The sequence below is a fragment of the Vreelandella nigrificans genome (assembly GCF_002374315.1).
In the GTDB taxonomy this organism is placed as follows: Bacteria; Pseudomonadota; Gammaproteobacteria; order Pseudomonadales; family Halomonadaceae; genus Vreelandella; species Vreelandella nigrificans.
The window spans coordinates 391,305-417,358 of the sequence record NZ_NWUX01000002.1; the positions used below are offsets into that span (position 1 = coordinate 391,305).

Annotated in this window: 21 protein-coding genes; 11 read left to right on the top strand and 10 right to left on the bottom strand. The window is 51.1% G+C overall.

What is annotated here, in order from left to right:
- The first annotated feature begins 102 nt into the window (after positions 1 to 102).
- The gene (gene dnaG / locus CPA45_RS05020; protein WP_096650514.1) at positions 103 to 1,989 is read left to right on the top strand and encodes a DNA primase; all 1,887 of its coding nucleotides are present in this window, start codon (positions 103 to 105) and stop codon (positions 1,987 to 1,989) included.
- Between the two features lie 230 nt (positions 1,990 to 2,219).
- Positions 2,220 to 4,076, top strand: coding sequence for an RNA polymerase sigma factor RpoD (gene rpoD / locus CPA45_RS05025; protein WP_096650515.1), 1,857 nt, complete (start codon positions 2,220 to 2,222; stop codon positions 4,074 to 4,076).
- Between the two features lie 142 nt (positions 4,077 to 4,218).
- Here rpoD and CPA45_RS05030 read toward each other — a convergent pair whose 3' ends face one another.
- Both CPA45_RS05030 and CPA45_RS05035 read right to left on the bottom strand, forming a co-directional pair.
- Entirely contained in the window at positions 4,219 to 5,790 is a 1,572-nt protein-coding gene (locus CPA45_RS05030; protein ID WP_078090320.1) for an AbgT family transporter, read from the bottom strand.
- 182 nt (positions 5,791 to 5,972) lie between these two features.
- Positions 5,973 to 6,611, bottom strand: coding sequence for a hypothetical protein (locus tag CPA45_RS05035; RefSeq protein WP_078088463.1), 639 nt, complete (start codon positions 6,609 to 6,611; stop codon positions 5,973 to 5,975).
- A gap of 210 nt (positions 6,612 to 6,821) precedes the next feature.
- Here CPA45_RS05035 and CPA45_RS05040 point away from each other — a divergent pair, with 210 nt between their 5' ends.
- The gene (locus tag CPA45_RS05040) at positions 6,822 to 8,189 is read left to right on the top strand and encodes an L-serine ammonia-lyase (RefSeq protein WP_096650516.1); all 1,368 of its coding nucleotides are present in this window, start codon (positions 6,822 to 6,824) and stop codon (positions 8,187 to 8,189) included.
- On the opposite strand, the gene CPA45_RS05045 is transcribed toward CPA45_RS05040, so the two are convergent.
- A complete protein-coding gene (locus CPA45_RS05045) occupies positions 8,170 to 9,081 on the bottom strand; it encodes a LysR family transcriptional regulator (RefSeq protein ID WP_078088461.1) in 912 nt (303 codons plus the stop codon). The two genes, CPA45_RS05040 and CPA45_RS05045, sit on opposite strands and share 20 nt — an antisense overlap.
- A gap of 178 nt (positions 9,082 to 9,259) precedes the next feature.
- Here CPA45_RS05045 and CPA45_RS05050 point away from each other — a divergent pair, with 178 nt between their 5' ends.
- The 3 genes from CPA45_RS05050 (at position 9,260) to mtgA (ending at position 12,025) form a co-directional block, all read left to right on the top strand.
- A complete protein-coding gene (locus CPA45_RS05050; protein ID WP_096650517.1) occupies positions 9,260 to 10,369 on the top strand; it encodes an S-(hydroxymethyl)glutathione dehydrogenase/class III alcohol dehydrogenase in 1,110 nt (369 codons plus the stop codon).
- Positions 10,370 to 10,443: 74 nt separating this feature from the next.
- Positions 10,444 to 11,298, top strand: a complete 855-nt coding sequence (fghA, locus tag CPA45_RS05055; RefSeq protein ID WP_096650518.1) for an S-formylglutathione hydrolase — start codon at positions 10,444 to 10,446, stop codon at positions 11,296 to 11,298.
- A 10-nt stretch (positions 11,299 to 11,308) separates the two neighbouring features.
- Positions 11,309 to 12,025 carry a monofunctional biosynthetic peptidoglycan transglycosylase gene (mtgA, locus tag CPA45_RS05060; protein ID WP_096650519.1) on the top strand — a complete coding sequence of 239 codons (717 nt, stop codon included), beginning with the start codon at positions 11,309 to 11,311 and terminating at the stop codon, positions 12,023 to 12,025.
- Positions 12,026 to 12,029: 4 nt separating this feature from the next.
- On the opposite strand, the gene CPA45_RS05065 is transcribed toward mtgA, so the two are convergent.
- The gene (locus CPA45_RS05065) at positions 12,030 to 12,956 is read right to left on the bottom strand and encodes a DMT family transporter (protein WP_096650520.1); all 927 of its coding nucleotides are present in this window, start codon (positions 12,954 to 12,956) and stop codon (positions 12,030 to 12,032) included.
- Between the two features lie 152 nt (positions 12,957 to 13,108).
- Between CPA45_RS05065 and CPA45_RS05070 the strand changes: the two genes are divergently transcribed.
- From CPA45_RS05070 to CPA45_RS05080, 3 genes are all read left to right on the top strand, one after another.
- The gene (locus CPA45_RS05070) at positions 13,109 to 13,498 is read left to right on the top strand and encodes a DUF4168 domain-containing protein (protein WP_078088456.1); all 390 of its coding nucleotides are present in this window, start codon (positions 13,109 to 13,111) and stop codon (positions 13,496 to 13,498) included.
- A gap of 292 nt (positions 13,499 to 13,790) precedes the next feature.
- Positions 13,791 to 15,707: a DUF294 nucleotidyltransferase-like domain-containing protein gene (locus tag CPA45_RS05075; RefSeq protein ID WP_096650521.1), complete on the top strand. Its 1,917-nt coding sequence runs from the start codon at positions 13,791 to 13,793 to the stop codon at positions 15,705 to 15,707.
- Between the two features lies 1 nt (position 15,708).
- Positions 15,709 to 16,434 carry a 3'-5' exonuclease gene (locus tag CPA45_RS05080; protein WP_096650522.1) on the top strand — a complete coding sequence of 242 codons (726 nt, stop codon included), beginning with the start codon at positions 15,709 to 15,711 and terminating at the stop codon, positions 16,432 to 16,434.
- Positions 16,435 to 16,510: 76 nt separating this feature from the next.
- Here the strand turns inward: CPA45_RS05080 and CPA45_RS05085 are convergent, their stop codons facing one another.
- A complete protein-coding gene (locus tag CPA45_RS05085; RefSeq protein ID WP_096650523.1) occupies positions 16,511 to 18,151 on the bottom strand; it encodes a BCCT family transporter in 1,641 nt (546 codons plus the stop codon).
- 652 nt (positions 18,152 to 18,803) lie between these two features.
- On the opposite strand from CPA45_RS05085, the gene CPA45_RS05090 reads away from it, so the two are divergent.
- Positions 18,804 to 19,202: a hypothetical protein gene (locus CPA45_RS05090; protein ID WP_096650524.1), complete on the top strand. Its 399-nt coding sequence runs from the start codon at positions 18,804 to 18,806 to the stop codon at positions 19,200 to 19,202.
- 318 nt (positions 19,203 to 19,520) lie between these two features.
- Positions 19,521 to 19,718 carry a hypothetical protein gene (locus CPA45_RS05095; RefSeq protein ID WP_096650525.1) on the top strand — a complete coding sequence of 66 codons (198 nt, stop codon included), beginning with the start codon at positions 19,521 to 19,523 and terminating at the stop codon, positions 19,716 to 19,718.
- A gap of 150 nt (positions 19,719 to 19,868) precedes the next feature.
- On the opposite strand, the gene CPA45_RS05100 is transcribed toward CPA45_RS05095, so the two are convergent.
- The 5 genes from CPA45_RS05100 to CPA45_RS05120 form a co-directional block, all read right to left on the bottom strand.
- Positions 19,869 to 21,281, bottom strand: a complete 1,413-nt coding sequence (locus CPA45_RS05100; RefSeq protein WP_096650526.1) for a sigma-54-dependent transcriptional regulator — start codon at positions 21,279 to 21,281, stop codon at positions 19,869 to 19,871.
- 11 nt (positions 21,282 to 21,292) lie between these two features.
- Positions 21,293 to 22,744: a sensor histidine kinase gene (locus CPA45_RS05105; protein WP_096650527.1), complete on the bottom strand. Its 1,452-nt coding sequence runs from the start codon at positions 22,742 to 22,744 to the stop codon at positions 21,293 to 21,295.
- 86 nt (positions 22,745 to 22,830) lie between these two features.
- Positions 22,831 to 23,919 carry a PQQ-dependent sugar dehydrogenase gene (locus CPA45_RS05110; RefSeq protein ID WP_244287527.1) on the bottom strand — a complete coding sequence of 363 codons (1,089 nt, stop codon included), beginning with the start codon at positions 23,917 to 23,919 and terminating at the stop codon, positions 22,831 to 22,833.
- Between the two features lie 168 nt (positions 23,920 to 24,087).
- Complete coding sequence (locus CPA45_RS05115; protein WP_096650529.1) at positions 24,088 to 24,963, bottom strand: AEC family transporter; 876 nt, start codon at positions 24,961 to 24,963, stop codon at positions 24,088 to 24,090.
- 69 nt (positions 24,964 to 25,032) lie between these two features.
- Positions 25,033 to 25,953, bottom strand: a complete 921-nt coding sequence (locus CPA45_RS05120) for a LysR family transcriptional regulator (protein WP_096650530.1) — start codon at positions 25,951 to 25,953, stop codon at positions 25,033 to 25,035.
- Between the last annotated feature and the right edge of the window lie 101 nt (positions 25,954 to 26,054).

Here is a 26,054-nt window from a genome sequence, read left to right on the forward strand (position 1 = left end):
TTTGTTGAATTGTTTTTGTTGCGTTGTTTAAGGTGATCAGGCACGCCGCCTAATGACATTAAACACGCCTGCAAGCGCTTCGCGCGAGGATGCCCGCAGTCCATGGCAGGCCAAATTCCACAGCGTTTTATTGACGACTTGCTGAGCCGCGTTGACGTGGTTGAGCTGGTTGGCGAGCGCGTGCAGCTTAAAAAAGCAGGCCGCAACTACTCTGGCCTGTGCCCCTTCCACCAAGAAAAAACTCCGTCGTTTACCGTTAGCGCTGACAAGCAGTTCTACCACTGCTTTGGGTGTGGTGCCCACGGCAACGCACTGCGCTTTTTGATGGAGTATGACAAGCTGCCGTTTCCTGAAGCGGTTGAGCAGTTGGCTGGGCGTTTAGGTCTAGAAGTGCCAAGAGAAGGGGCGGATGACCCGCGTGCTCAAGAGCGTGAAAAAAAGCGTAAAGAGGGCGTTAACCTGCTAGAAGTGGCCGCCAGCTTTTATCGCGAGCGGTTGAAGATGCAGGAGGGGCAGAACGCCCAGCGCTACCTAGTGGATCGTGGGCTCTCGTCCGAAGTGGTAAGTACCTATGGTATTGGCTATGCGCCTGGGGGGTGGGAAGCCCTAAAGCAGCACTTGAGCGCTAAGGGTATCGGTGAGCCTGTGCAGGTAGAGTACGGCCTGCTGATTCATCGTGAGGATACTGGGCGCACTTATGATCGCTTTCGCGATCGCGTCATGTTCCCTATCCGTGACTTGCGTGGTCGGACCATCGCTTTTGGCGGACGGGTGATGGGTGATGAGCAGCCAAAATACCTCAATTCGCCAGAAACCCCTGTGTTTCATAAGGGGCGCGAGCTATATGGCTTGTATGAAGCGCGCCAAGCCTCTAGCAAGTTAGAGCAGTTGGTGATCGTTGAGGGCTATATGGATGTGGTGGCCCTGGCGCAATATGGTATCCACAATGCTGTGGCGACGCTGGGTACAGCGACCACTGAAGATCACCTTGGCCGCCTGTTTAGGTTAGTGAGCCGTGTGGTGTTCTGTTTTGATGGAGATCGGGCGGGGCGTCAAGCCGCAAGTCGCGCTCTTGAAACTGCACTACCGCTAATGATCGATGGTCGCGAAGCGCGCTTTTTGTTTCTACCTGAAGGTGATGACCCAGATACGTTGGTGCGTCGTGAGGGAAGTGAGGCGTTTCAAGATCGTGTCACCTGCGCAATGCCGCTCTCGGAGTTTCTATTCGAGCAGGCTTCCCAGGGGCGTGATCTCAATACAGTGGAAGGGCGTGAGCGATTTGCCAGCCAAGTGCTTGAGGCGTTGAACAAAATGCCCGAAGGCATGCTCAAATCACTACTGCTGGAGGCGTTGGCGAAGCGCAGCGGTTTAGCTCAGGAGCAATTAAAAGGGTTGCTTGAAAAGCGGGCTGTTAGTGCTGCGAGAAAAGACTCAGTGCATTGGGAGCCGGTAGAGGCGTCGCTCGATGAGCCAATATATGAGACGCCGGCTTCCACTGAGCGCGCTGCTATTAGGCGCTCCGGTGATCGACCTCGTCGCCAAGGTGCTACCCAGGTGCTCTCTACGGTGGAGCGTATTGTGCAGTTGCTACTGCACGAGCCAAAGCTAGTGTCTGTATTACCGGACACGTTGGATTGGCTGCCTGATAGTGAAGAGACGCCGCTATGTCGAGATCTGATTGCATTACTGCGTGCTGGTCGCTATCGCAGTCCGCAGGTGGTGTTAGCGCACTTTCAGGGAAGTCACGAAGGGCAGGTGCTAGCAACACTCGCAAAGCGTGAATTGCCATTGCCAAAAAGTGCAAGGGAAGGAGAGCTCGTTAGTTTAGTGGATTACCTGCAAAACAAGCGGGCACAGCTCACGCCGCAAAAGGAGCTGGAAACATTGATGCAACAGTTTTCAGCATTGGTCAAAAAGCAGGAGTCAGGTGAGAAACTGTCTGTCGAAGAGAGGCAAAAATTCATGCAATTGCTTGCGATGACCAAATGATAGTAACGCAGGCATTTGTTGTAGGGGTTGAATTCTCCTACTCTGACACCAGATAAAGGTCAGTCGCCAAACGCTGGCCTAACCGAATAACCTAACACACCTGGCTGACCGCGCAAATACGTTCTGCTGGAAAAAAACCAGCTATTTACGCTATACTGTTCGGCTTGTTGAGTTTATACGATTCAGCGCCCCCCAGGTGTTTCATTCTTCTTCGTCGAGATAGGGTTTCTATGGCTGGAAATGCGCAGCAGCAGTCGCGTCTGAAGGAGTTGATCGCGCGCGGCAAGGAACAGGGTTACCTGACCTATGCCGAGGTCAACGACCATCTACCCGAGGATATCGCCGACCCGGATCAAGTGGAAGACATCATTGGCATGATCAACGACATGGGTATTAGTGTCGTTGAAGAAGCGCCAGATGAAGACACTTTGATGATGTCGGATCACTCCACGGACGAGTCCGCTGCGGAAGAGGCCGTAGCGGCACTCGCCGCCGTGGAAAGCGACGTCGGTCGCACCACTGACCCCGTACGCATGTACATGCGTGAGATGGGGACGGTCGAGCTTTTGACCCGTGAAGGCGAAATTGAAATCGCCAAACGGATCGAAGAGGGTACCCGTGAAGTAATGTCGGCGCTGGCATATTTGCCAGGCGCGGTTACTTCCATCCTCGAAGCCTACGACGCCACTCAGGATGAAGAAGCCCCAGGCCGCTTGTCTGACCTGTTCTCGGGCTTTATCGATCCTGATGAAGGGATTCCTGGCGTTGCAGAGGCTGAAGTGCCAGAGCCTGAAGTCGATGCCGAGCTGAGCGATGATCACGATATCGACAGCGATGATGACGACGAAGATGACGACTCTACGGCAAGTGAAGGCGGCCCGGATCCTGAAGAGGCGAAAGCCCGCTTCGAGCAGATTCGTGAGCAGAATGCTGCAGTAGAGGCGGCGCTGGCGAAGCATGGCCGCGGTAGCGCTGCGCTGAAAACCGAGCAAGCGCGTCTTGCCGAGCTTTTTTCGCCGATCAAGCTAGTGCCGAAGCATTTCGAGCGCTTGGTTGGTCAGGTACGTATCAGTGTTGAGCAGGTGCGGGCCCAGGAAAAAGCGGTAATGCAGCTGTGCGTTAAGAAAGCCAAGGTACCGCGTAAGACATTTATCAAGTCTTTCCCTGGTAACGAGTCTGACCAGAAATGGCTAGATGCTTTCCAGGAAGCGCAGCCCAAGTATGCTGACCGCCTAGAGCCATTACGTGCCGATATTGCTCGCTCCCAGCGTAAGATCGCTTTTGAGGAAGACATGGTGCAGCTCACCGTGGCTGACCTTAAAGAGGTTAACCGCAAGCTTTCTATTGGTGAGGCGAAGGCTCGTCGCGCCAAGAAAGAGATGGTTGAGGCAAACTTGCGCTTGGTTATTTCTATAGCTAAGAAGTATACCAACCGTGGTCTGCAGTTCTTGGATTTAATCCAGGAAGGCAACATTGGTCTGATGAAAGCGGTAGACAAGTTTGAATACCGCCGCGGTTATAAGTTCTCGACTTACGCCACTTGGTGGATTCGTCAGGCGATTACCCGCTCCATTGCAGACCAGGCGCGTACTATCCGTATTCCGGTGCACATGATTGAGACCATCAACAAACTCAATCGCGTGTCGCGCCAGATGCTGCAGGAAATGGGTCGTGAGCCGACTCCGGAAGAGTTGGGCGAACGCCTGGAAATGCCAGAAGACAAAGTGCGCAAGGTGCTCAAAATTGCCAAAGAGCCGATCTCCATGGAGACGCCTATTGGTGATGATGATGACTCACACCTGGGTGACTTTATCGAAGATGGCACTATGTTGCTGCCGATTGATATGGCCACTGGCGAAGGTTTGATCGAAGCCACCCGCAACGTACTTGGCGGCTTAACCGCCCGCGAAGCGAAGGTGCTGCGCATGCGTTTTGGTATTGATATGAATACCGACCATACGCTGGAGGAAGTAGGTAAGCAGTTCGACGTTACCCGCGAGCGGATCCGCCAGATCGAAGCGAAGGCATTGCGCAAGCTACGCCATCCAAGCCGCTCTGAGCCGCTGCGCTCGTTCCTCGACGAGTAAGTATTAGTCAGAAGAAGCTAGCAGGGGGCGGTATAGCTACCGTTACCCTAGTTACTTAAAAAGCCCGCCGTTCTCAGAACGGCGGGCTTTTTGTGCTGTGTACTTTTTGTGCTACGTACTTTTCATGCTACGTAGTGGATATTTACAGCGTGTAGTGGGTGGCGGATCCTGGGCCAACCGGTAAGCCGAAAACAAATACCCAGATAAAGAACAGTAACGTCCAGCCAACCAGCATAAACAGCGTATAGGGCAGCATAATGGCTACCAGGGTACCAATGCCCATATCCTTCCGGTAGCGTGTCGCCACGGCAAGAATCAAACCGAAATAGCTCATCATCGGTGTGATGAGGTTGGTGACTGAGTCGCCGATTCGGTATGCCGCTTGGATAACTTCCGGGGCATAGCCCATCAGCATAAGCATGGGCACAAAGATTGGTGCCGTCACAGCCCACTGAGCGGAAGCGCTGCCTAGCGATAAGTTAACGAAGGCACACATAATGATAAACAGCGCAAACAGACCTGGGCCACGTAACCCCAATGACTGTAACAAGTCTGCTCCGGCAACGGCGGTTACCGTACCAAAGTTGCTCCAGTTGAACAGGGCTACAAACTGGGCGGCAAAAAATACCAGTACGATATACAAGCCCAAACTGCTCATGCTTTTCGCCATGGCATCGACCACATCTCGGTCATTTCGCATGGTGCCTGCCAAGCGCCCGTAGGTGAAACCTAAAATGCTAAAGGAGACCGCTACGATTACTACAATGCCGCGTAGAAATGGCGAGCCACTCACTAAGCCAGTCTCAGGATTGCGTAAAATTCCGCCCTCGGGCACTACCATAATTGCCACGAGTGCAATCAAAATCAGTGTGGCTAACCCCGTGCCTTTTAGAGCACGTTTTTCATCGTTGGTAAGGCCTTCCATACGCTGCTGGTCGATATCACTATCGGCGTAGGCAGAGTCAAATTTGCCTAGCTTAGGCTCCACGATGCGTTCGGTAACAAAGCCGCCAATCAAGGTGACGAAAAACGTGCTGGCAAACATAAAGAACCAATTGGCTTCCGCACCTACTATATAAGCAGGGTCTAGCAGTCTTGCTGCTTCCTGGGTAATACCCGAGAGCAGTGGGTCGACGGTGCCGATCAGTAAGTTAGCGCTGTACCCCCCGGATACCCCGCAGAATGCAGCGGCAAGGCCTGCCAGCGGGTGACGCCCAAGCGAATGAAAGATCATCGCGGCCAAGGGGATAAGTACCACATAGCCAAGTTCAGCCGCCATGTTGGACATAATGCCCGCAAATACTATGGCGTAAGTCACAATGCGTGGTGAGCGGTTAAGCACTAAGGCACGCATGCTGGCAGATAGCAGCCCTGAGTGTTCGGCAATGCCAACGCCCAGCATAGCAACAAGTACCGTGCCTAGGGGGGCAAAGCCGGTGAAGTTCGTTACCATTTCGGTGACTAGGCGGCGAAGCCCTTCAGCGTTTAACAGTGAGTTAACCGCAATCCACTCGCCTTCATTGGCAGGGCGTGGGTCTGCAACAGAGACGCCGAGTGCACCAGCAATTCCGCTGGCCACTACAACGAGTATACAGAGAATGGCAAACAGAGTGACGGGGTGAGGGAGTAGGTTGCCGAGCCACTCAACGCTATCGAGGAAGCGTGTGAATGCCCCTCGTTTTAGGGTTTCTTCGCGATTTTGTGGTTTTGTCATAGGGTTTATGTCGTCAGTGTGGGTTTTTTTAGCAAAAGTGCCCATTTAGGCCTGGCTGGCGACACTACGTTGAAGCGTGGGGTGGCGCAAATGGCTTTACGCATAGCGCGATCTAAAAAATGAAATGCCGCCTAACCGTATCGTTGAGCGGCGTAGAGTAAATGATGTATTTACTGCGAGTTTTAGCGTGCTTGAGCTATTCGGCGGGCAAGTAAAAGAAGCTCAATCATAGCGAATAAAATTAAGCTGTAACCGAGTAGCTCAATGGATTCCTCGGCAATATTTTTGAAATCACGTATGTAATTCTCTTGTAGTACCGCACGCCAGAAATCTTGACGACCATACAGGCGTGAAAAAATGTAGGTAACAAGAGTGCCCGCGGCGAACAGCCCAAAGGCAAATGTATTGCTATAGTATTTAAACTCTTCCAGAAAGCGACGTCGCTGGACAATGACCCAGACGAGGGCTGGTACTACGATAAGAGTAACCAATATTTTCCAGGTATGCCTGGCAACGTAATGGTCGAGGAAAAAATCCTGCTCGCGAACTAGTGATGCAGCGACAAAGGCAAGCAACAATAAGGTGACGGTAGGCCAGACACGAAGTACCTGGCGTATGTAGATGAGTAGTATGCAACAGCTGGCTAATACCAGTGTTTGGGTGAACTCTGTAAAGCCTAATTCGCTATAGCGCACATTGGGAAAATAGAGAGCTTCGAAGTAGCCTCCCTGGGCGATGCCCGCGATAAAAAGTACATACAGCGTTGCACGCAACAAAGCGTAGCCAAAGCTTATTGGCCACTGGGGTGGTGATGGAGGCATACCAGCATCCTTATCGGGGTCGTGAGTAATCTATGTAGAGGGATACATGCATGGGTGAATGTTCATTATATCGTCACTTAACTATGTAAGCACGCTGATCTTTTTTGGAGTGGAGACAGGCCGTGGGCCGTGAATGACTCGACGATGAGCAAGTAACACTGCAAAGTAGTAGTGGTAAGTCATAGCAACCGCTGAGGGGCGGAAAATACCATGGCAATTAGTGTGTTTGATCTTTTTAGAATTGGCGTCGGGCCTTCTAGCTCTCATACCGTTGGGCCGATGCGCGCCGCCAGTGCTTTTGCACAATCGCTGGGAAAGCTGCCATGTAGCCGTCTTGTCGTGCGGCTACATGGTTCTCTAGCATCCACGGGGGTAGGCCATGGGACAGACAGAGCGGTGATCATGGGGCTAATGGGCGAGGCGCCGGAGACGATTGATCCCGATAGCATTGAGCCAAGACTGGAAGCCTTGGACCAGGGGGGTGCTTTAACGCTGCCAGGTGGGCAAACACTAACGTTTGATCGTAAGCACGATATTGAGTGGGACGATAGCTGCTTACCGTTTCACCCCAATGCGATGGTGTTAACGGCTTACCAGGATGAAAACGTAGTCGCCACCAACACTTATTACTCCTTAGGAGGTGGTTTCTATATTGATCAGGCGTGCGCGGAGCAAGGCGGCGTTGAAGAGGATGTCACAACGCTACCTTATCCTTTTGATACCGGTAGCGAGTTGCTTGCACTATGCCAAACGCATCAGCTCCGTATCAGCCAGCTTATGCTAGAAAATGAAAAAGCGTGGCGTAGTGAAGAGGCCATCCGCCAAGAGCTGCTGACCATTTGGCACGCCATGCAAACGAGTATCGAAAACGGCCTAAAGGCTTCAGGATGCTTACCTGGTGGGCTTAATGTCAGGCGGCGTGCTCAGTCGTTGCATCAACAGCTACTTTCACCACCGGATAACCAGCGGTTAATAGTCTCTAGCTTTACCGTTATGGACTGGGTCAATCTCTTTGCCCTTGCTGTCAATGAAGAGAATGCCGCTGGACGTCGCATGGTCACCGCGCCTACTAACGGTGCGGCGGGTATTGTGCCTGCCGTTTTGGCTTATTACCTCAAGTTTGAGCCCGATGCTTGTGATGCGGATGTCGTGGACTTCCTTCTTGCTGCAGGAGCTGTCGGTATTTTGTGCAAGAAAAACGCTTCTATTTCTGGCGCTGAGGTTGGCTGTCAAGGGGAGGTGGGGTCTGCCTGCGCCATGGCGGCAGCGGGGCTAGCCGAAGTGCTGGGTGGTTCCGCGAAACAGGTGGAGAACGCTGCTGAAATTGGCCTTGAACATAATTTAGGGCTTACCTGTGACCCAGTTGCTGGATTGGTGCAAGTGCCATGTATTGAGCGTAATGCGATTGCCTCGGTTAAGGCGATTAACGCAGCGCGCATGGCGCTTCACGGTGACGGTGAGCATTTTATCTCGCTAGATAAGGTCATTCGCACAATGCGCGACACAGGTCGTGATATGCAGGATAAGTATAAAGAGACCTCCAAGGGTGGGTTGGCCGTTAATGCGATTGAGTGCTAGCAGGTGGTGGGCTTGGTAAGACGCTGTCAATATTAGCGACAAGATAATCGACCAGCTGACGAATTTTCGGTGATAAGTGGCGGTGGCGAGGATAGACCGCCCACACAGCAGTATCATGGTGCTGGAATGGTTCCAGCACCGCTATTAGCTCGCCGCTGGCAAGGTAGGGCGCTACGTAGTAATCCGGTAGCTGAGCCAGGCCCAACCCTTTTAGTGCAGCGTCTAATAAGGCGGGCCCAGAATTACCGCTCCAACAGCTCTCTACTTTGACTTCGCGACGCTGCCCATTGACCTCAAACAGCCAGTTAGGGCGCGAGCCAATTAGGCAGCGATGTTGGCTCAGTTCTGAAAGTGTATGTGGCCTGGGTGCTTGGCGGAAATAGGCCCAAGACCCCACTATATACTCCCTCCGTTCGCATAGCCGTTTGGCAATGAGGGTTGAGTCCTTGAGTACCCCCATACGAATGGCAATGTCGAAACCCTCTTCAATTAGCTCCACGCGGCGGTTGGTAAAATGCATATGCACCTCTAGTTGGGGGTGTAGGCATTGGAAATTATTTACCAGTGGGGCGATATAGCGTTCGCCAAAGGTAGTGGCAGAGGTCAGTTTAAGTAGCCCACGGGGTTTGGACTGCAATTCGCTAATGGCTTGTTCTGCATCGCGCAGGCCGTCGAATAAATGGCGGCAGTGTTCAACATAAATAGCACCTGCATCGGTTAGGCGAATTTGCCGCGTAGTGCGATAAAGAAGCTGCACACCCAACTGGTTTTCAAGCTGGCTTACCAGGCGGCTAATATGCGATGTCGATACTTTTAGATGGCGGGCGGCAGCCGAAAAGGTGCCTAGCCGCACTACTTCAACAAACGCTTCAATACGGTCCCAGCGCTGCATAGGCGCTCCTTGATGAATTGGTAATTGTTGCTCAATGGCAATAATCTTGTGAGTGTATCCCCTCTTATCCAAGCCGACTAGCTAGCCTAAACTTCATCCACTGCGGTCTTATGGTCAAACCGGTAATCGGTCGTCTATTGATACCGCCGCCTACTGATACTGCTTAGGAGATAAAGCGATGAAGTCACGTGCAGCTGTTGCATTAGAGGCGGGCAAACCGCTAGAACTCGTCGAGATTGATGTTGAAGGACCGAAGGCAGGTGAAGTGTTAGTAAGAATGGCTGCCACCAGCGTGTGTCATACGGATGCCTATACACTTTCTGGTGCTGACCCCGAAGGTAACTTCCCTGCGGTGCTGGGCCATGAAGGGGCTGGTGTCGTTCAGGAAGTGGGTGAAGGTGTTACCAGTGTTAAGCCAGGCGACCATGTGATCCCGCTGTACACTGCTGAGTGCGGTAAGTGTAAATTCTGTTTGTCAGGCAAAACCAATCTATGTGGTAGCGTGCGTGCTACCCAGGGCAAGGGCGTAATGCCTGATGGCACCTCGCGCTTCTCGCTAGATGGTAAAATGCTCCACCACTATATGGGCACTTCCACCTTTAGTGAGTACACCGTGCTACCCGAGGTTTCCCTTGCAGTTGTCTCTAAAGAAGCGCCGATGGACAAAATTTGTCTATTAGGCTGCGGCGTCACTACCGGTATCGGTGCGGTGCTCAACACTGCTAAGGTCGAACCTGGTTCCACAGTTGCCGTTTTTGGCTTGGGGGCTATTGGTTTGGCAGTCATCCAGGGAGCAGTGATGGCAAAAGCCGCGCGAATTATTGCTATCGATGTGAATGCCGACAAATTTGAGTTGGCCAAGCAGTTCGGAGCTACCGACTTCGTTAACCCGAAAGAGTATAGCGACCCCATTCAGCAGGTCATCGTCGATATGACTGACGGTGGCGTTGACTACTCTTTTGAGTGTATTGGTAACGTAAATGTCATGCGTTCGGCCCTTGAGTGCTGCCATAAAGGTTGGGGCGAGTCGATCGTGATTGGCGTAGCAGGCGCTGGTGAAGAGATCTCCACCCGGCCGTTCCAACTGGTTACCGGGCGTGTTTGGAAAGGCTCTGCTTTTGGCGGCGTAAAAGGGCGCAGCGAGCTGCCTGGCTACGTTGAGCGCTATATGAACGGCGAAATCAACATTGACGACTTTATTACTCATGATATGCCGTTTGAGAAGATCAACGAGGCATTCGATCTACTACATCAAGGTAAGAGCATTCGTACCGTCTTGCATTACTGAGTATTATGGATAAAGGGTAACAGAGCGCGGCAGGGGTCCTCTGCCGCGTTTTCATCTTCTCAAGGAGCCTGGCCATGAGCATGAGTGAAACTTTAGAACTGGTGTCGGCCAACCGCAGTTGTGGCGGCTGGCACAAGCGCTACCGCCACTACTCCCGGGCGCTAGACTGTGACATGGTGTTTGCTGTGTATTTGCCGCCCCAGGCAGAAAACGAGCGGGTACCGCTGCTGTGGTGGTTGTCAGGTCTTACCTGTAACGACGAAAACTTTATGCAAAAGGCGGGCGCCCACCGTATTGCCGCAGAACTTGGTGTGGCGATTGTATGTCCTGATACCAGCCCACGTGGCACCGACCTGCCCGGTGAGCACGACAGCTATGATCTTGGCTCTGGCGCTGGCTTCTATGTCAATGCTACCCAGACGCCGTGGAAATCCAACTACCGCATGTATGACTATGTGGTGGAAGAGCTTCCTTCTGTTGTACGGCAGCACTTTCCGGTTAATGGGCGTGAGTCGATCAGCGGCCACTCTATGGGAGGGCATGGCGCGTTAATTCTCGCCCTTCGTCACCCCGGCCGGTTCCGCTCGGTGTCCGCATTTGCCCCTATTGTTAACCCAATGAACTGCCCTTGGGGGAAAAATGCTTTCACTAGTTATCTGGGTGATGACCCGTCTCGCTGGCGTCAATACGATGCCTGTGAGCTGGTGGCAAATGGAGCTTCTCGCCAACGTCTGTTTATTGACCAGGGGGACGCTGACCAATTCTTGGAAGAGCAGCTGATGCCAGAACGTTTAGAGGCCGTTTGTGAAGAGCATGATCATCCACTCACACTGCGTCGTCAGCCAGGGTATGATCACAGCTACTTCTTTATCGCCTCGTTCATTGAGGACCACTTGCGCTATCATGCCGAACATCTTATGAAGCGTTAAGGATACCGAAATGCTCAATCGCGCACTGCGCCGTTTTCTTCGCCTTTTATGGCGTCTTGTTTGGCGTGGTGCGCTGCTTTTTGTGGTGCTCTCAGTTGCTTTAGTCCTGCTCTTTCGCTTTGTACCGCCCCCAGGCTCCATGGTGATGGTAGAGCGTAAAATACAAAGTTGGATAAATAGCGAACCGATTGAAATAAAACGCCAATGGCGTAGCTGGGATAATTTATCCAGTAACGCCAAGTTAGCGGTGATTGCCGCTGAAGATCAGCGCTTTCCTGTCCATCGGGGATTCGATTTAGTCGAAATGCAGCGTGCATGGCAAGCCAGCCGTGATGGTGCGCGTCTACGCGGGGCCAGTACGCTAAGTCAGCAGACCGCTAAAAACGTTTTTTTATGGAGTGGTCGCAGCTGGGCGCGTAAAGGTCTGGAAGCGTGGTTTACGTTGTTGATTGAAACGTTCTGGAGCAAGCAGCGTATTCTAGAGGTTTACTTGAATGTCGCTGAGTGGGACACCGGTGTGTTTGGTCTGGAAGCGGCTGCCGATCACTATTTTGGTGCTTCAGGCAGTGCGTTAACCGAGCGTCAAGCAAGCTTGCTAGCAGCTATTCTGCCTAGCCCCCGTACCCGTAGCGCATCTCGGCCAGATGCCCAAGTTGAGAGGCGTAGCCAGTGGATTCGTCAGCAAATGCGCAACTTAGGCGGTGTTAGTTATTTGCAGCGTTTGTAGTGTTTTAATAGGCCGCTTTACGGGGGCGCTTTACCACCATAATGACACCCATAATGGCAACGACCATCCCCGCTAACCCGAGCAGTGGCAGGCGCTCGTCAAAGAGCCACCATGCCTGTAGCGCAGTGACCGGCGGCACAAGGTAAAAGAGGCTGGCCACTCTTGAAGCTTCGCCTTTTTTTATCAAGGCCATCAGTAACAAAATAGCCGCAATCGAAAGAATCAGTACAAGCCAGCCTAATGTGAGTATAAACGTTGTGCTCCATTGCACTTCCCGCGTCTCAAACAAGAGTGCACCAACACCTAACAACGCGCCTGCGGCGATATATTGAATCACCGCCCCAGAAAGTAGGGGCATACTGGTGCAGTAACGTTTTTGATAAAGAGTTCCGAGCGAAATGCCGAGCAACGCTGCAATAACGCTTAATAGTGCGCCAACGCCAAACCCTTCGAATAGCGAATTGCCCATATCAAGCTTGCTGCCAAGCACTAGACTGATCCCTATGAGTCCGAGCAAAAGCCCTAGCCATTGTCGAGAGCTTAAACGTTCGCCTAGCAATGGACCTGCACATGCAGCAGTTAACAACGGCTGTAAGCCAACCAGGAGTGCTGCTAGCCCTGCTGGCATACCTAGGTAAATGGCATAGAAGACACCACCAAGGTAAGTGCCGTGTACTAATAAACCAGATATACCGATATGACCCCATAGCCTGAGTGAAGAAGGCCAAGCGATACGCATTAATCCTACCAGGGGGATTAGCGCGAGTAGGGTCAGGACGAACCGTATGAATAAAAAAGTGAAAGGTTCAGCATAGGGAAGACCAAACTTTGCACCAATGAAACCGGTACTCCAGAGCAGAACAAATACCCCAGGCATCGCCGTTAGCCCTAAAGAAGAAAGTTTTTTATCTGATGCCAGATGGGAGCGCATTGATATAAAGCCTCTGTTTTTACTCTAAAAAATCTGCTTGCTGTTACTTTTTGTTCTTTCGGTTGCTGAAAATTACATAAAAAGTTGAACCTGTTCCTGAACAACGCGTCACACTTGGCACATTCATAACGCGCCAATGAGGTTTCTTAATTATGCAACGTATGACTGCTCTGTTTTCTGCTGCTCTTCTCGCTACTGGTCTGTTAGCAGGTACTGCCCACGCGCAGCAAGCTCAAGACCCGGCACAAGACCCGATGGCTACTCAGCAAGCCCCGGCTCAAGATTTTTCTGATCAGCAGCTTCAGCAGTTCGCCGATGCCTCTCAAGAAATCGCCGTGATCTCGCAAGAGTACACACAGCGTCTGCAGGAAGCAGAGGGTGAAGCTGACCAACAGGAAGTTCGGGCTGAAGCTAATGACCGTATGATTGAAATCGTCGAAGATAGCGGCCTAGATGTCGATACCTTTAATGCTATCGGCCAGTCCATCCAGCAAGATCCGGAAATGATGCAACGCGTTCAAGAAATGGCTAACCAGTCATAACAATTATTGAACGAACAGTCTTGCGGATAGTGACAGATTTTTCTTAACCTGCGAAGTAATCTGTTGAACCGCTTGTTACAAAAGCCCAGCGTTAACGCGCTGGGCTTTTTCATGGGCCGTATTTATACCCTTATGCTTATAGCCCCCTTATGCTTATAGCCCCATATAGCTCGCCCTTCGGCTCTTTTACTACCTTGAGGGTTTACGCCATCTACCCGCCACGTCAAACTTAGTAGTAGCTTGTTCAAGAAGACATCCACCTGATGATACTAGGCGCCCAGCAGGAGAACGTATGGATATTGAGTTGTTAGAAATACGTCAACACATGGGGCAGTATCCCCCGTTTGATGGGCTATCAGATGAGCTTCTAGATGCCATTGCCGAACAGACGGAGGTACGTTATTTCAAAGCGGGTAGCGATATTCTGACGCTTAATCAAACGCTTGACGAACTGTGTTTTATTCGTAGTGGCGCCGTGGAAGTCTATCGCCGTCAAGGAGAGCTTTATAATCGTTTAGGTGAGGGCGATATTTTTGGGCACTTCAGCCTATTACGAAACCATAAAGTACGCTTTCCTGCCAAGGCTATTGAAGACACTCTGATTTACTATATTTCAGGCGCAGTCTTTCAGCGGCTATGTGAGGAGGATGATGATTTTGCTGATTTTGTTGAGTTGGAGCGGCCTCGCTTAGAAACCGTTGCTGAGCAACAGAAAAAATCCAACGATATGATGGTCACGCGAATACGGAAATTGGTGACGCGCTACCCAGTGATGGTCGAGGCAACCACCAGCGTGCAGGAAGCGGCTAAGCAGGTAACCGAAGCCCAGGCCTCTGCTGTATTAGTGATCAATGAAGGAAGCGATAATCCTCGTTACAGCTTCCAGGATAGTGAAGGTAAGACTTGGCAAATGTGCGGTATTCTTACCGATAGTGACTTTCGTACTCGCATCGTCGCTGAGGGGCTATCGCCGCAAACGGCGATTGGCGATGTGATCTCTGAGCGCCTAATTACTGTTCAGGCGGACGCCTCAATATACGAAGCAATGCTGACGATGCTGCGCAGTAATGTGCATCATTTACCGGTGCTTTACCGCCAGCGCCCCGTTGGTGTCGTGCACCTCTCCGATATCATTCGTTACGAGACCCATAGCGGCCTCTATTTAGTGAGCAATATTTTTAATCAGTCGAATGCTCAAGGGTTAGCCAAGCTGGCGCCTGACGTACGTGCAGCCTTTGTGCGTATGGTTCAGGAAGGCGCTAATTCGCAGATGGTGGGTAGTGCACTTTCGACCATAGGCCGCAGCTTTACAAGACGGCTGTTGGAAATGGCCGAAGCGGAACTGGGTCCACCGCCCGTGCCTTACTGCTTCATGGTGAACGGCTCCATGGCGCGTAATGAACAGAGTATTGTGACCGACCAGGATAATGCACTGATTCTGTCTGATGATTTTAACCCTGAGCAGCACGACGACTACTTTTATGCGTTGGCGAAAATTGTCAGCGATGGATTAGATGCCTGCGGGTACACCTACTGTAAGGGTGATGTGATGGCGACCAATCGCCAATGGAGGCAGCCGCTGAAGGTTTGGAAGCACTATTTCGATGATTGGATGGCTAACCCAACACCAGAAAAATTATTACATAGCTCGATTTTCTTCGATTTAGACAGTATCTATGGAGAGGATCACTTTGTTGAAACGTTGCAGGATCTAATCGCCGAGACGGCACCAAAATCGCCGCTATTTTTAGCGGCTATGGCCCGCAATGCACTGAATCGCACTCCGCCGCTTGGCTTTTTCCGCACCTTTGTGATGGAAAAGGATGGTAAGCACAATAACTCCATTAATTTAAAGCGGCGCGGTACTGCACCTATGGTGGATCTGATTCGCGTGCATGCTCTGGCCTGTGGCTCAAAAGCGCAGAACTCCTTTCAACGCCTGAACGCCATTAGTAATACTCAACTGTTAGCTACCGGTGTCAGCGATAAGCTTAGCTACGCGTTTGAGTTTTTGTGTATGTCACGGATTCGTCACCAAATGATCGACCTTCAAGAGGAGCGCGAACCAGATAATAATATCGAGCCAGAAAATGTTGCTGACAGTGAGCGCCATACCCTTAAAGATGCATTCCAGGTATTAAGCAATGCACAAAAGTTTTTGAAATTCCGCTATCCGGTGCCTGTCCAGCGCCCAGGAGCGAGGCGTTAGTATGAAGGGAATACGACCACGGCAGCGTATTACCCAGGCGAATTGGTCTGATTACCTGAAAGCCAGGGCACAGCACGCTCAAGATGATGCGCTCAAACAGTTCTTTGAGGCATCATTGCCTAGTCCTGAGACGCCAATATCCCAGGTGCCAATGGTGGCTCTGGATATGGAAACCACTGGGCTTGATGAACGACGCCACAGTATTGTCAGTGTGGGTGTGGTGCCATTCTCACTAGATCGCATCAAGCTAGCCGAGCGCCGTTATTGGGTGGTTAAGCCCTCTAGGTCACTTGATGAAGAATCCATCGCTTATCACCATATCACCCATTCAGAAATTGCCACTGCACCAGATTTAGACGCTGTGCTGGATGAACTGTTAAAGGCAATAGCAGGGCGTGTGGTGGTGGTACATTTTCGTAATATTGAGCGCCCATTTTTTGATGCAGCAGTGAAAGCTAGGCGTGGCGAGGGAGTGATGTTTCCAATGATAGACACGATGTCGTTAGAGGCGAGGATGCATCGGCAAACGCTTTGGGCACGCTTTCGTCGCTGGCTGGGAAGGCCACCTGTTTCTATCCGTTTAAATGCTAGCCGCGCAAGATATGGGCTACCTACTTATCAAGGTCACCATGCCTTGGTTGATGCACTTGCCACTGCCGAACTGCTGCAAGCCCAAATTTCCTATCACTATGCGCCGGAAACGCCGCTGAAAGACGTCTGGTGCTGAACCACTGATTAATTTGGCATTGGGAAATGCAAACGGGCAGCCACAAGGCTGCCCGTTTGGCTTATTACTACTGTGTTTATGCGGGTTTGGGTTCGCTCATCAGGCCTTTGATAATGGCATAGCATGCCACCAACAAAATAATGGTGAACGGGAAACCAGTGGAGACCGCCATAGTTTGTAGTGCAGTTAAGCCACCGCCAAGTAGCAACGCAATCGCGATAGCTCCTTCAATAATCGCCCAAAACACCCGCTGCGGTTTCGGCGCATCTACCTTACCGCCAGCAGTGATTGAATCGATAACCAATGAGCCTGAATCCGACGAGGTGACAAAGAATATCACCACTAGCAGAATCGCTACGAACGACGTGATTTGCGACAGTGGTAGCTGCTCAAGCATGATAAACAGCTGTAAATCAACGCCCGCATCACGCACCGCCTCAATACCTTGGCTAACGTACTGGTCAATGGCGGTACCACCAAACGTCGTCATCCATAGTACCGATACAAGGGAAGGCACCAGCAATACAGAGATCAGAAATTCCCGAACGGTGCGCCCACGTGAAACCCGGGCAATGAACATACCGACATACGGAGACCAGGAAATCCACCATGCCCAGTAGAAGGCGGTCCAACCCTGGCTGAAGTTAGCATCTTCACGGCCGAAGGGGTTAGACAGGGCAGGCAAGTGCACGGCATAGTTGATCAAGTTTTCAAAGAAGCCAGTAGCAATTAGCAGTGTTGGGCCAACGGCAATAACGAAAAACAGCAGTAGTGCTGCCATCGCAATATTGATCTTTGATAGCAGCTGAACGCCTTTATCCACCCCAGCCATGATCGAACCAATAGCAATGATGGTGATGCCAATGATCAGTAGGATCATCGTGATATCGGTTTCTGGTGCGCCGAACAAGTAGCTTAAACCTGCTGCTGCTTGCGTTGCACCCAGGCCCAGAGATGTCGCCAGACCAAACAGTGTGGCAAAGACAGCCAATATATCAATCACGTGGCCTGGCCATCCCCAGACGCGTTCACCCAATATCGGGTAGAACACCGAACGCATTGAAAGGGGGAGGCCTTTGTTAAAGGAGAACAGGGCTAGTGAGAGTGCGACTACCGCATAAATTGCCCAGGGGTGTAGGCCCCAGTGGAAGATCGTTGCAGCCATGCCCAACGCAGCGGCGGCCGCTGTATCACCTTCAGCACCCGCCAGCGGAGCCCAGCTTCCGCCATCGAATGACGTGCCAAAGTGAGTCAGGGGTTCGTTGACGCCAAAAAACATCAAACCAATGCCCATGCCCGCGGCGAACAGCATTGAAAACCAGCCAACATAGGTAAAATCAGGCTTGGCATCGGCGCCGCCTATGCGGATCTTGCCCAGCGGCGAGACAATCAGCCCAAGGCACAGGACAACGAAAATATTGGCGGCTAGAATAAAGAACCACGACAAATTACCGGTTAAAAAGCCAAAGATAGCGCTATAAACCGGAGCGATAGTGTCCTGTAAGGCAAGCGTAAGAATGACAAACAGCAGCACTACGATTGACGAGATGGTAAATACCTTACCGTGTAGGTCAAGGTTTACCCCCATAGTGCTGGTAGTAATGTTGTCTTGACCGATCACATAGTCGGTATCGATAAGATTCGCTGCGCCCTCAGGGGCCGGTATGCCCTCTGATACTGGCTCTTCAGGGGAGCGTTTAGAATCAGGATTATCCACGAAAGCTTCTCCATTTTTTTAAACTTAGTGCATCCAGTTAAGAGGATGCTGTCGCCTGTGCCTGAGGAGCGCGGCACCGGCTTGCGTCACACTGCTAACAATTACAAAGGTAATCATAACAAACAGTGTTTAATCTTGGTTCAACGGGGTGCCTATCAGCATGTGAAAACATGCTAAAACGCAGCGCTAGCAGGTTCTATCACCAGCAGCTTGGCATTGCAAATGACCCGCTGCCATCGTTAATACACGTTGTGCTTTATTGGCCTAGTGTGCCATATCGGCTCGGTGAGTGGGCTGTCAAATGCCACATGTGTCATTTTTAACCCGTGATAATATTGATGAAATACTAGGCGATAGACTTTTTTGTTTTTATAGGTTGTTGATTTTTATTTGTTTTATTATTATTTTTCTATTGTGGCATGTTGTGTGAATTGTTTTCTATATGTACACAGTTAATGGTGAAACGCCAGCCAGTAAAGTGAAGAAAGCGAGGGGAAAGGCCAGCTTTCATATATTATGTATAAGCGCTTTTTTATTTCGTGATATAAGCTGATCAAATGCTGTAAGTTGATCGGATAGAGCGAAAATGATAAAGAGTGGCCCAAAAAGAGTGGCTGAGCGACATAAACCAGTTTCAACGGAGGTAAGTCTCATGGATAAGCAATTTTTTAAACGCCCGCGTGTATTAACGTTATGCATGCTAGCGGCTACCGTTAGTACATTGGCACTAGCGGGCTGTGGCAACGGTGAAGAAGAACTACCACCTACTCAGCAACCTGAGACTATGGAGCAGGATGCGACTACGCAACCAGGTCAAGCGCCTGGGATGGAGAATGATCCTGCTATGCCAGACGAGCCTGCTTCGATGGACGATCCAGGCCTAAGTGACCCAGCTATGGACGACCCGGCCGCTAGCCAAGAGCCGATGCCCGGTGAAGAGTCCGATTTGGATGATACAGATCTCGATGATCCAGGTTTTGGAGAAGGTACAGATCCTATGCCTGGTGCAGATGAAACTGAAGATGACGATGAGTTAACCAACACCCAGTAAGGTTTTACCGCTCCCTACGATGGTAAGCCGAACCAGCTGTCTGTTCCCTGCGGCTGCTCCACGCGGTTTATCATCCTTTTCCCTCGCGCCCGCGAGGGTTTTTTTTGTCCTGAATTTACCCTTGATCGATGTTTATTATTGGCTGATGTTTAACACTGATCGCTGTTTGTTATGGATGAGTGGTGTGTCAAACCAGAGAAGGTTAGTTTGGCAAGTGAAGATTGAAACCGCTATGTTGAATAGGCGGTTAGGTTGAATGGGCAGTTAGCGGAACGAGCTCATAAACCCTGAATTCAGAAGCTAAGGAAGGAGTATGACATGATGTCCACAAAGCAGAGCCGTCGCTTAAGTACGCTGCTATTTAGTACGACGTTAGCCTGTGCAATGTTGGTGCTGTCTGGGTGTGGTGATAGTTCACCGCCGAATGAAGATGCCGAGCCTGAGCCAGAGCAGCCGATGAGCCAAGGGCCTATGTCAAATGACGACGCTGGTGATGCACCCAGCGATGAGTTATAGCGGGCAAGATTTTGCGTTTACTAACGTGGTCGTATCGATCAACTCTAAAAGGCTAGGGCGGGCCTAGCCTTTTAGGTAGAACGTCTGCTTAGGTAGCTCTTCGTTTTACTGCTTCAGGAAATAGCTGAGAGGAGTTGCTAAGTAGTGTTTTTAAGTTTGTTCACTGTCATCTTCTAACCGACGGTACAAAGTGCGGCGCGCGATACCTAATACTTCGGCTGTGCGGCGCTTATTGCCTCCGGTCGCTTCCAGCACTTTGCGTATGTAGCGTTTTTCCACCTCTTCAAGACTTGGCCAGCGAGTAGGTGCAGGGGCGGGTACTTGAGAGGTGCTAGGCAGTACTTCTCCGCTGAGCGTTGGTGTTATTTCACTGCTTGAGTCTTGGTTAGACTGCTCTCGCAGTCGTTCCGGTAGATCTTGGTGCTGTAAAAGGCCTTCTTCACTTAGTGTCACTGCACGCATGATGGCATTTTCAAGCTCGCGCACGTTGCCTGGGTAGGTGTAATTTAACAGGCTGTTAAGCGCCTCAGGCTCAATTTGCTCTATTTGTTTACCTTGTGCTTCCGCAAGTTTGTCGATCAGCGTAAACACCAATAGTTCGATGTCACTACCGCGCTCCCGTAATGGGGGGATACGTAGTGAAAAGGTTTCCAGGCGATAGAATAAATCGCTGCGGAAATTCTCCTGTTCAATTTCTTTTTCCAGGTTGCGGTGGGTTGCTGCAATAATGCGGACATCAACTGGTTCTTCACGCTCGCTGCCCACTGCTCGTACGGTTTTCTCTTGTAGTGCGCGTAGTAGTTTGGCTTGTAGGTTTATCGGCATTTCGCCAATTTCATCTAAAAATAGGCTGCCACCTTGTGCACTGTGAAAAAGCCCTTTGCGTGCCTCGTTAGCGCCGGTAAAGGCACCTTTAACATGGCCAAAAAATTCACTTTCCATTAAGTCGGCAGGAATGCTGGCGCAGTTAACAGGCACAAAAGGGGCGTCATGGCGCGGGCTTTCTTTGTGGATAGCGCGAGCTAATAGCTCCTTACCGGTACCACTTTCTCCCAAAATGAGAATGGGGGCATCACTTTTCGCCAGCCGCGATGCGTCATGAAATAGTGACTGCATGACGTTACTTTTGCCTGCTATGCCGTGAAAGTGACTTAGCTCGGTATCATCTTGGGTAAGTGATAAACGCTGGCGTTCTAGTACGCGAAATACTGCTTCGCGAATAGCGTCTAAATCGAGTGGTTTAGTGAGAAAGTCATCTGCGCCAAGTTTGAGAGCCTCTACTGCCTGGTCAATAGTGCCAAACGCAGTAATCACGATAATGCCTAGCTCGCTACCGCTTTGGCGCAGCTGTTGCAGGAGTTGAATGCCGGTCATACCTGGTAAGCGGACATCGGTAATCATCATCGCGACGGAGGTATGGCTAAGCAGCGCAATGGCCTCCTCTGCACTGGGGACGCCTAATGTGTCATAGCCCGCGTCATTGAGCTCTTCTTCCAAGAGCTCACGTATAGCGGCGTCATCTTCCACCACCAATAAAGGTAAAAGGTGTTCCTGATGGGTCACAAACGTTGTCCTCAAGCGGATACGGTTTCACTAAGGGTAAGGGGTAGCGTAATTTCAAATCCAGCGCCGCCAAGGCCGCTGTTAAATACGCCAATTGTCCCGCCGTGGTCGTTAATAATACGGTGCACCATAGATAACCCAAGCCCACTGCCTTGCCCTACTGGCTTTGTAGTGAAGAAAGGGTCAAACACTTGATGGTGATGTGATGTTGGAATGCCAGGCCCGTTATCTTCCACCCATAGTGTTAGCTCTTCGTCGTGCCGCTGTGCACGTACGTGTATGAGACTAACATTAGGTGCCTGTGCGGCATTGCGTAATAAATTGGTCAGTACTTGCACAATTTGTTGTCCGTTCACCAGTAAATGGGGTGTCGGTGTAGGAAGATCAATATCCAAGTGAATATTTCGTGGTTCCAGCTCCTCTTCCACCAGTTCACTGGCGCTAATGACAAGTTGGTCGAGGGGTTGATGGTCTTTCTCTACATTATGTTGCCGGCCTAATTCCATTAATTGGCGGACAATTTCAACGATACGCTCTACCTCGCCACGTATTCGGCCAAGTTTCGCCCGCTCGTCATCACCAATAACCTCTCGGCGCGCCAGACGTTGGGCCTGGCCGTTAATGACGGTAAGCGGCGCGCCGATTTCGTGAGCAACACCCGCTGCAAGCACCCCGAGTTCAGCCAGTTTTTTTGATTTACGTAGCCGCTTCTCCAACTCAATCTCGCGGCGTTGGCGGGCATCAATATCGCGGTCTTTTTCTGCCATTGCATCCAGCATGCCGTTAAGCCCTGATGCTAAACGACGATACTCGGTGGGACCATCCTCCGTCGCTCGCTGGCTACGGTCGCCATCTTCAACAAGTAGCATAACGCGTAGTAGGCGGTTCAATGGCCGCTCAATATAGTGGCGAAACCCCCACCAGATGCTGAACACGATACCAGCTGCGCCAATTACAAAGACCAGCACCGCGACAATACTGATAAACCCCGTGTAATTCTCGATCCCGGTGTTGAGCCGGTTTACCTGTAATACTCCTTGAACCATGCCATCTTGTGTGCGTAGCGGTATCAAGGCTGAGTAGTAAGTCCAACCTTCGTGCTGGCGATAATTACTGTAGAGATCATCCCGTTCTATGACTTGTTTGATCTCTTCAGGGGTAAACAGATTTTTGCCTAAGCCAAGGCCATACACTTCTCGCCCCTGGGTATCAAACACATAGGCCCCGTATATTCGATGGAATGAGAAGGCTGACTGCAGTGCTTCTTCCAAAGGCGTTGCACTATCACGTGTCACCGCGTAACTCAACGAGCTGCTTAGTGCTCGAGTAATGATTTCGACTTCTGTCTGTAGCTTGGAGCGGACGTTATCCTCCAATGATTTAATGGCAACGAGGCTAAATACCACCAGTACGACAAAGAGCGGCACAATCACCGTTAAGATAATTAAATTACGTAGTCGCATCGGGGATCCGTGATAGTCATTAGCCGTTCGTCAGCGAAGAGCCTGTATGAGTGAATTTTTAAACTGAGTGATAGTGTTTAAATGGATCAGTGAGCCACTTTTAAGCGGTAGAGGCTACCTTGAGCGCTATCGGTTAGCACGTAAATGGCATCGTCCGGTCCTTGGCGCACATCGCGGATTCTACCTAGCTGGCCCTTTAAAATAATCTCTTCATCAACCACTTGGTCATTGTCTAGCACGACCCGTAGCAGTGTTTCACTGGCTAATCCACCCGCTAATAAATTACCGTGCCAGCCAGTGAAGGCATCACTAGTCACCTCTGTTAAACCCGAGGGAGCAAAACGGCCTTCAAATAGATAAACTGGATCGGCCATGCCGGGTAGAGACGCTACCCCTATAGGTTGGTTTGTGGCGTAGTCATTGCCTTGGCTAACCTCTGGCCAACCATAGTTCTTGCTTGGCTCTAGATGGTTGAGCTCATCACCGGTGCGGGGGCCGTGTTCGGAGGCCCAGGCTTGCCCACTGTTCAATACCGTCATGCCTTGGATATTGCGATTACCAAGGGTGTAAATCTCATCCAGAGTGTTGTCGTCATCGACAAAAGGGTTATCGTCGGGTACACCACCTGTTGCGGTGAGGCGCAGTGTAGAGCCTGCATGGTCACCAGTGGCCTGAGCGCGTGATGGATCAACCCCGCGATCGCCAATGCTCATTAGCAGAGTGCCGTCGGCCAACCACGCTAAGCGTGAGCCATAGTGCCGGCCTGGGGAAGAGGCGCGGTCTTGCTCAAAAAGATGCTCTATCTCGCCCAAGCTATCTTCGTGCCACTTTGCTCGAGATAACGCTGAGCGACTGTTGCTGCCTTCAGGCTTGCTCCAGGTAAAGTAAACCCAGTCGTTGTCTCCATCGCCAAACGAGGGATGAAGAACAACGTCAAGCAATCCACCCTGGCCGTGATGGTTAACGGAGGGAAGTCCATCAAGTGCCTTTGACTGGCCGCTCTCAGGATCCACAAGGTTGAGAGTGCCCCTACGCTCACTAACTAAGTAACGGCCATCAGGTAGGAAAGCGACTGCCCATGGGTTTTGAAAGCCTGTCGCGACACTCTCTATGGAGAGTGTCAGGTGTTCAGTCTCGACTATTTGTGGCGCGGCATCCGCGTGCACTGTGCCCATGACGCCTATGAGTAACAGTCCGCCCAAAGCCTGTTTATAACAGTAAGTTCGAGGAAATGTTTTCTTTGAGACGTGCATGGCGTGTTCTCCTAATGTAGTCATAGCCGACATAACGAATATTATTAGTCTAGCAGTGACTGCCTTAAGAGAGAGGGGTTCCGTTGATTGCTACATGAGAAAGGCTAACAGCACCGGGAGATAGAGCAGAGCCAGCAGTGTGGAGCAGAAAACGAGGCTGGCGACATACTCAGGTTCACGCTGTGCACGTTGCGCGAATAAGTAATTAAATACTGCCACTGGCATGCACATTTGCAGCACTAAAATGCTTTGTGCCAGAGGGGGTAGCCCCACCCAACCGGCGATTAACCACGCGGCTGCAGCAGCAAGGGGGATGCGTACCAAGCTAAAGCCTATTCCAGAGCGTAAGCTTTTTACCTGAATGCTGGCCAAGGAAACACCTAAAGTGATTAGCATAAGAGGAACTGTAAAGCCTGACATCAGATCCACGGTATTGGCTAACCATGGAGGTAGGGATGTGTCAGTAAGCAGCAGTGCCATAGAGGTGAGGATGGCATAAACCGTAGGCGTTTTTAGTAACGATTTGATGGGATTTCCATCGCTATTGAGCACGGCACCCAGCGTGAACTGAAATAGTGATACCGTCACCATAATGGTAATGCCGTAAGCAAACCCTGCGCTTCCGAAAGCATAAAGCACGACAGGTAGCCCCATGTTGCCGGTATTGGGGTACATCATTGGGGCGAGTAGGACTCGCCAGTCACGACGCAGCAGCTTGGCGATGGCAAAAGTAGCTGCCCCCATGGTGAGTATTACCATAGAGGTGGCTAGCATCGTACGGCCAAAGGTGCTGGCATCAATCTCGGCACCTGCAAGGGAAGCCAGCACTAGCGCGGGCGTACCAATGTTAAATACTAAGCGGGTAATGAAGTCGACAGGGTAGGGGTGTCCCAGGCGGATCCACCAAAAGCCCAGCCCAGCGCCGGCAAGAACAGGGGCCATTACGGCAAACAGTTCGGCGAGCATTAACGTTCCTTGACGATGATTAGCGGCCTATTGTCGTTAATTAGGCCGCTAACTGGCAAGGCGGTGACATCAATCGGCATTAGCCAATGCTTGATTAGTTTGCCAAACAGCGGGGGTTTGCTTACGTATAAAATCCAAAAGCGCGTTGACGCGACGCGAGTGGTGGCCGTAAGCATAAAGCATTGTTATCGGCAGGGGGGCGGGCTCCCAGCCGGGCAGGCAGTTTATGAGCTCGCCGGGGTGGTGCTGTTCACGCCGCTCAACCAACCAGTGGGGTAAAAGCCCAATCCCTTGACCACAGGCAATCGCATCTAGGTGCAGCGCGATTAAGTCGACCTTTAGCCGAGAGCGAGGAGGGTTGAACATATATGTATCGCAATTACTATGGCGTAACAGTAAACCATTGGAGGCGCTATCCATTAAATCAACCCAGGCATGAGACTCCAACTGGCTAGGGTGTTCAGGATAGCCCGTGCTAGCAAGGTAGGTTGGGCTGGCGTAAAGGCCTCGGGATAAGCTTCCTAACCGTTCTTGATTCAACCCACATTCATGGGTGGCACCCAGCCATATATGCACACTGTTGCTGTGCATTTTAGTAGGCGGTGCTTCACGGGTATGTAGTGTTAGCTCTAGCTTGGGGTGACGTTTTAAAAATGCATCGACCAGGTTAGCGATCCATCGCGCAAGCGCCCCGTGTACTTCAAGGGTGATTTTGCCACTGATCTCCTCACGGAGTTCAGACAATGCCTCGCGGCTGTGCGCCGCCATTGCTAACAGCTCATTACAGTAGGTGTGAAATAACTGCCCCGCTTCGGTAGGGATTAAGCGGTTTGCTTGGCGCCTTAGTAGCGGCTGGTTCAGTCTTGCTTCTAACTGACTAATACGGCGACTGAGTGTCGATTTAGCCAGCCCTAATTTCTGTGCACTGCGCGTTAGACTGCCAGTTTCCATCACATCTGCAAAGGCAGCAAGTTCATCAAAGTCATACATGGCTAGGCCCGTTGGGCAAACGTAATCTGCATATTGTGCCAGTAATTTGTGTGAATGAAAATAATAAACATTTGTGTTCCGTTTGCTTGAACGTAGCGTCT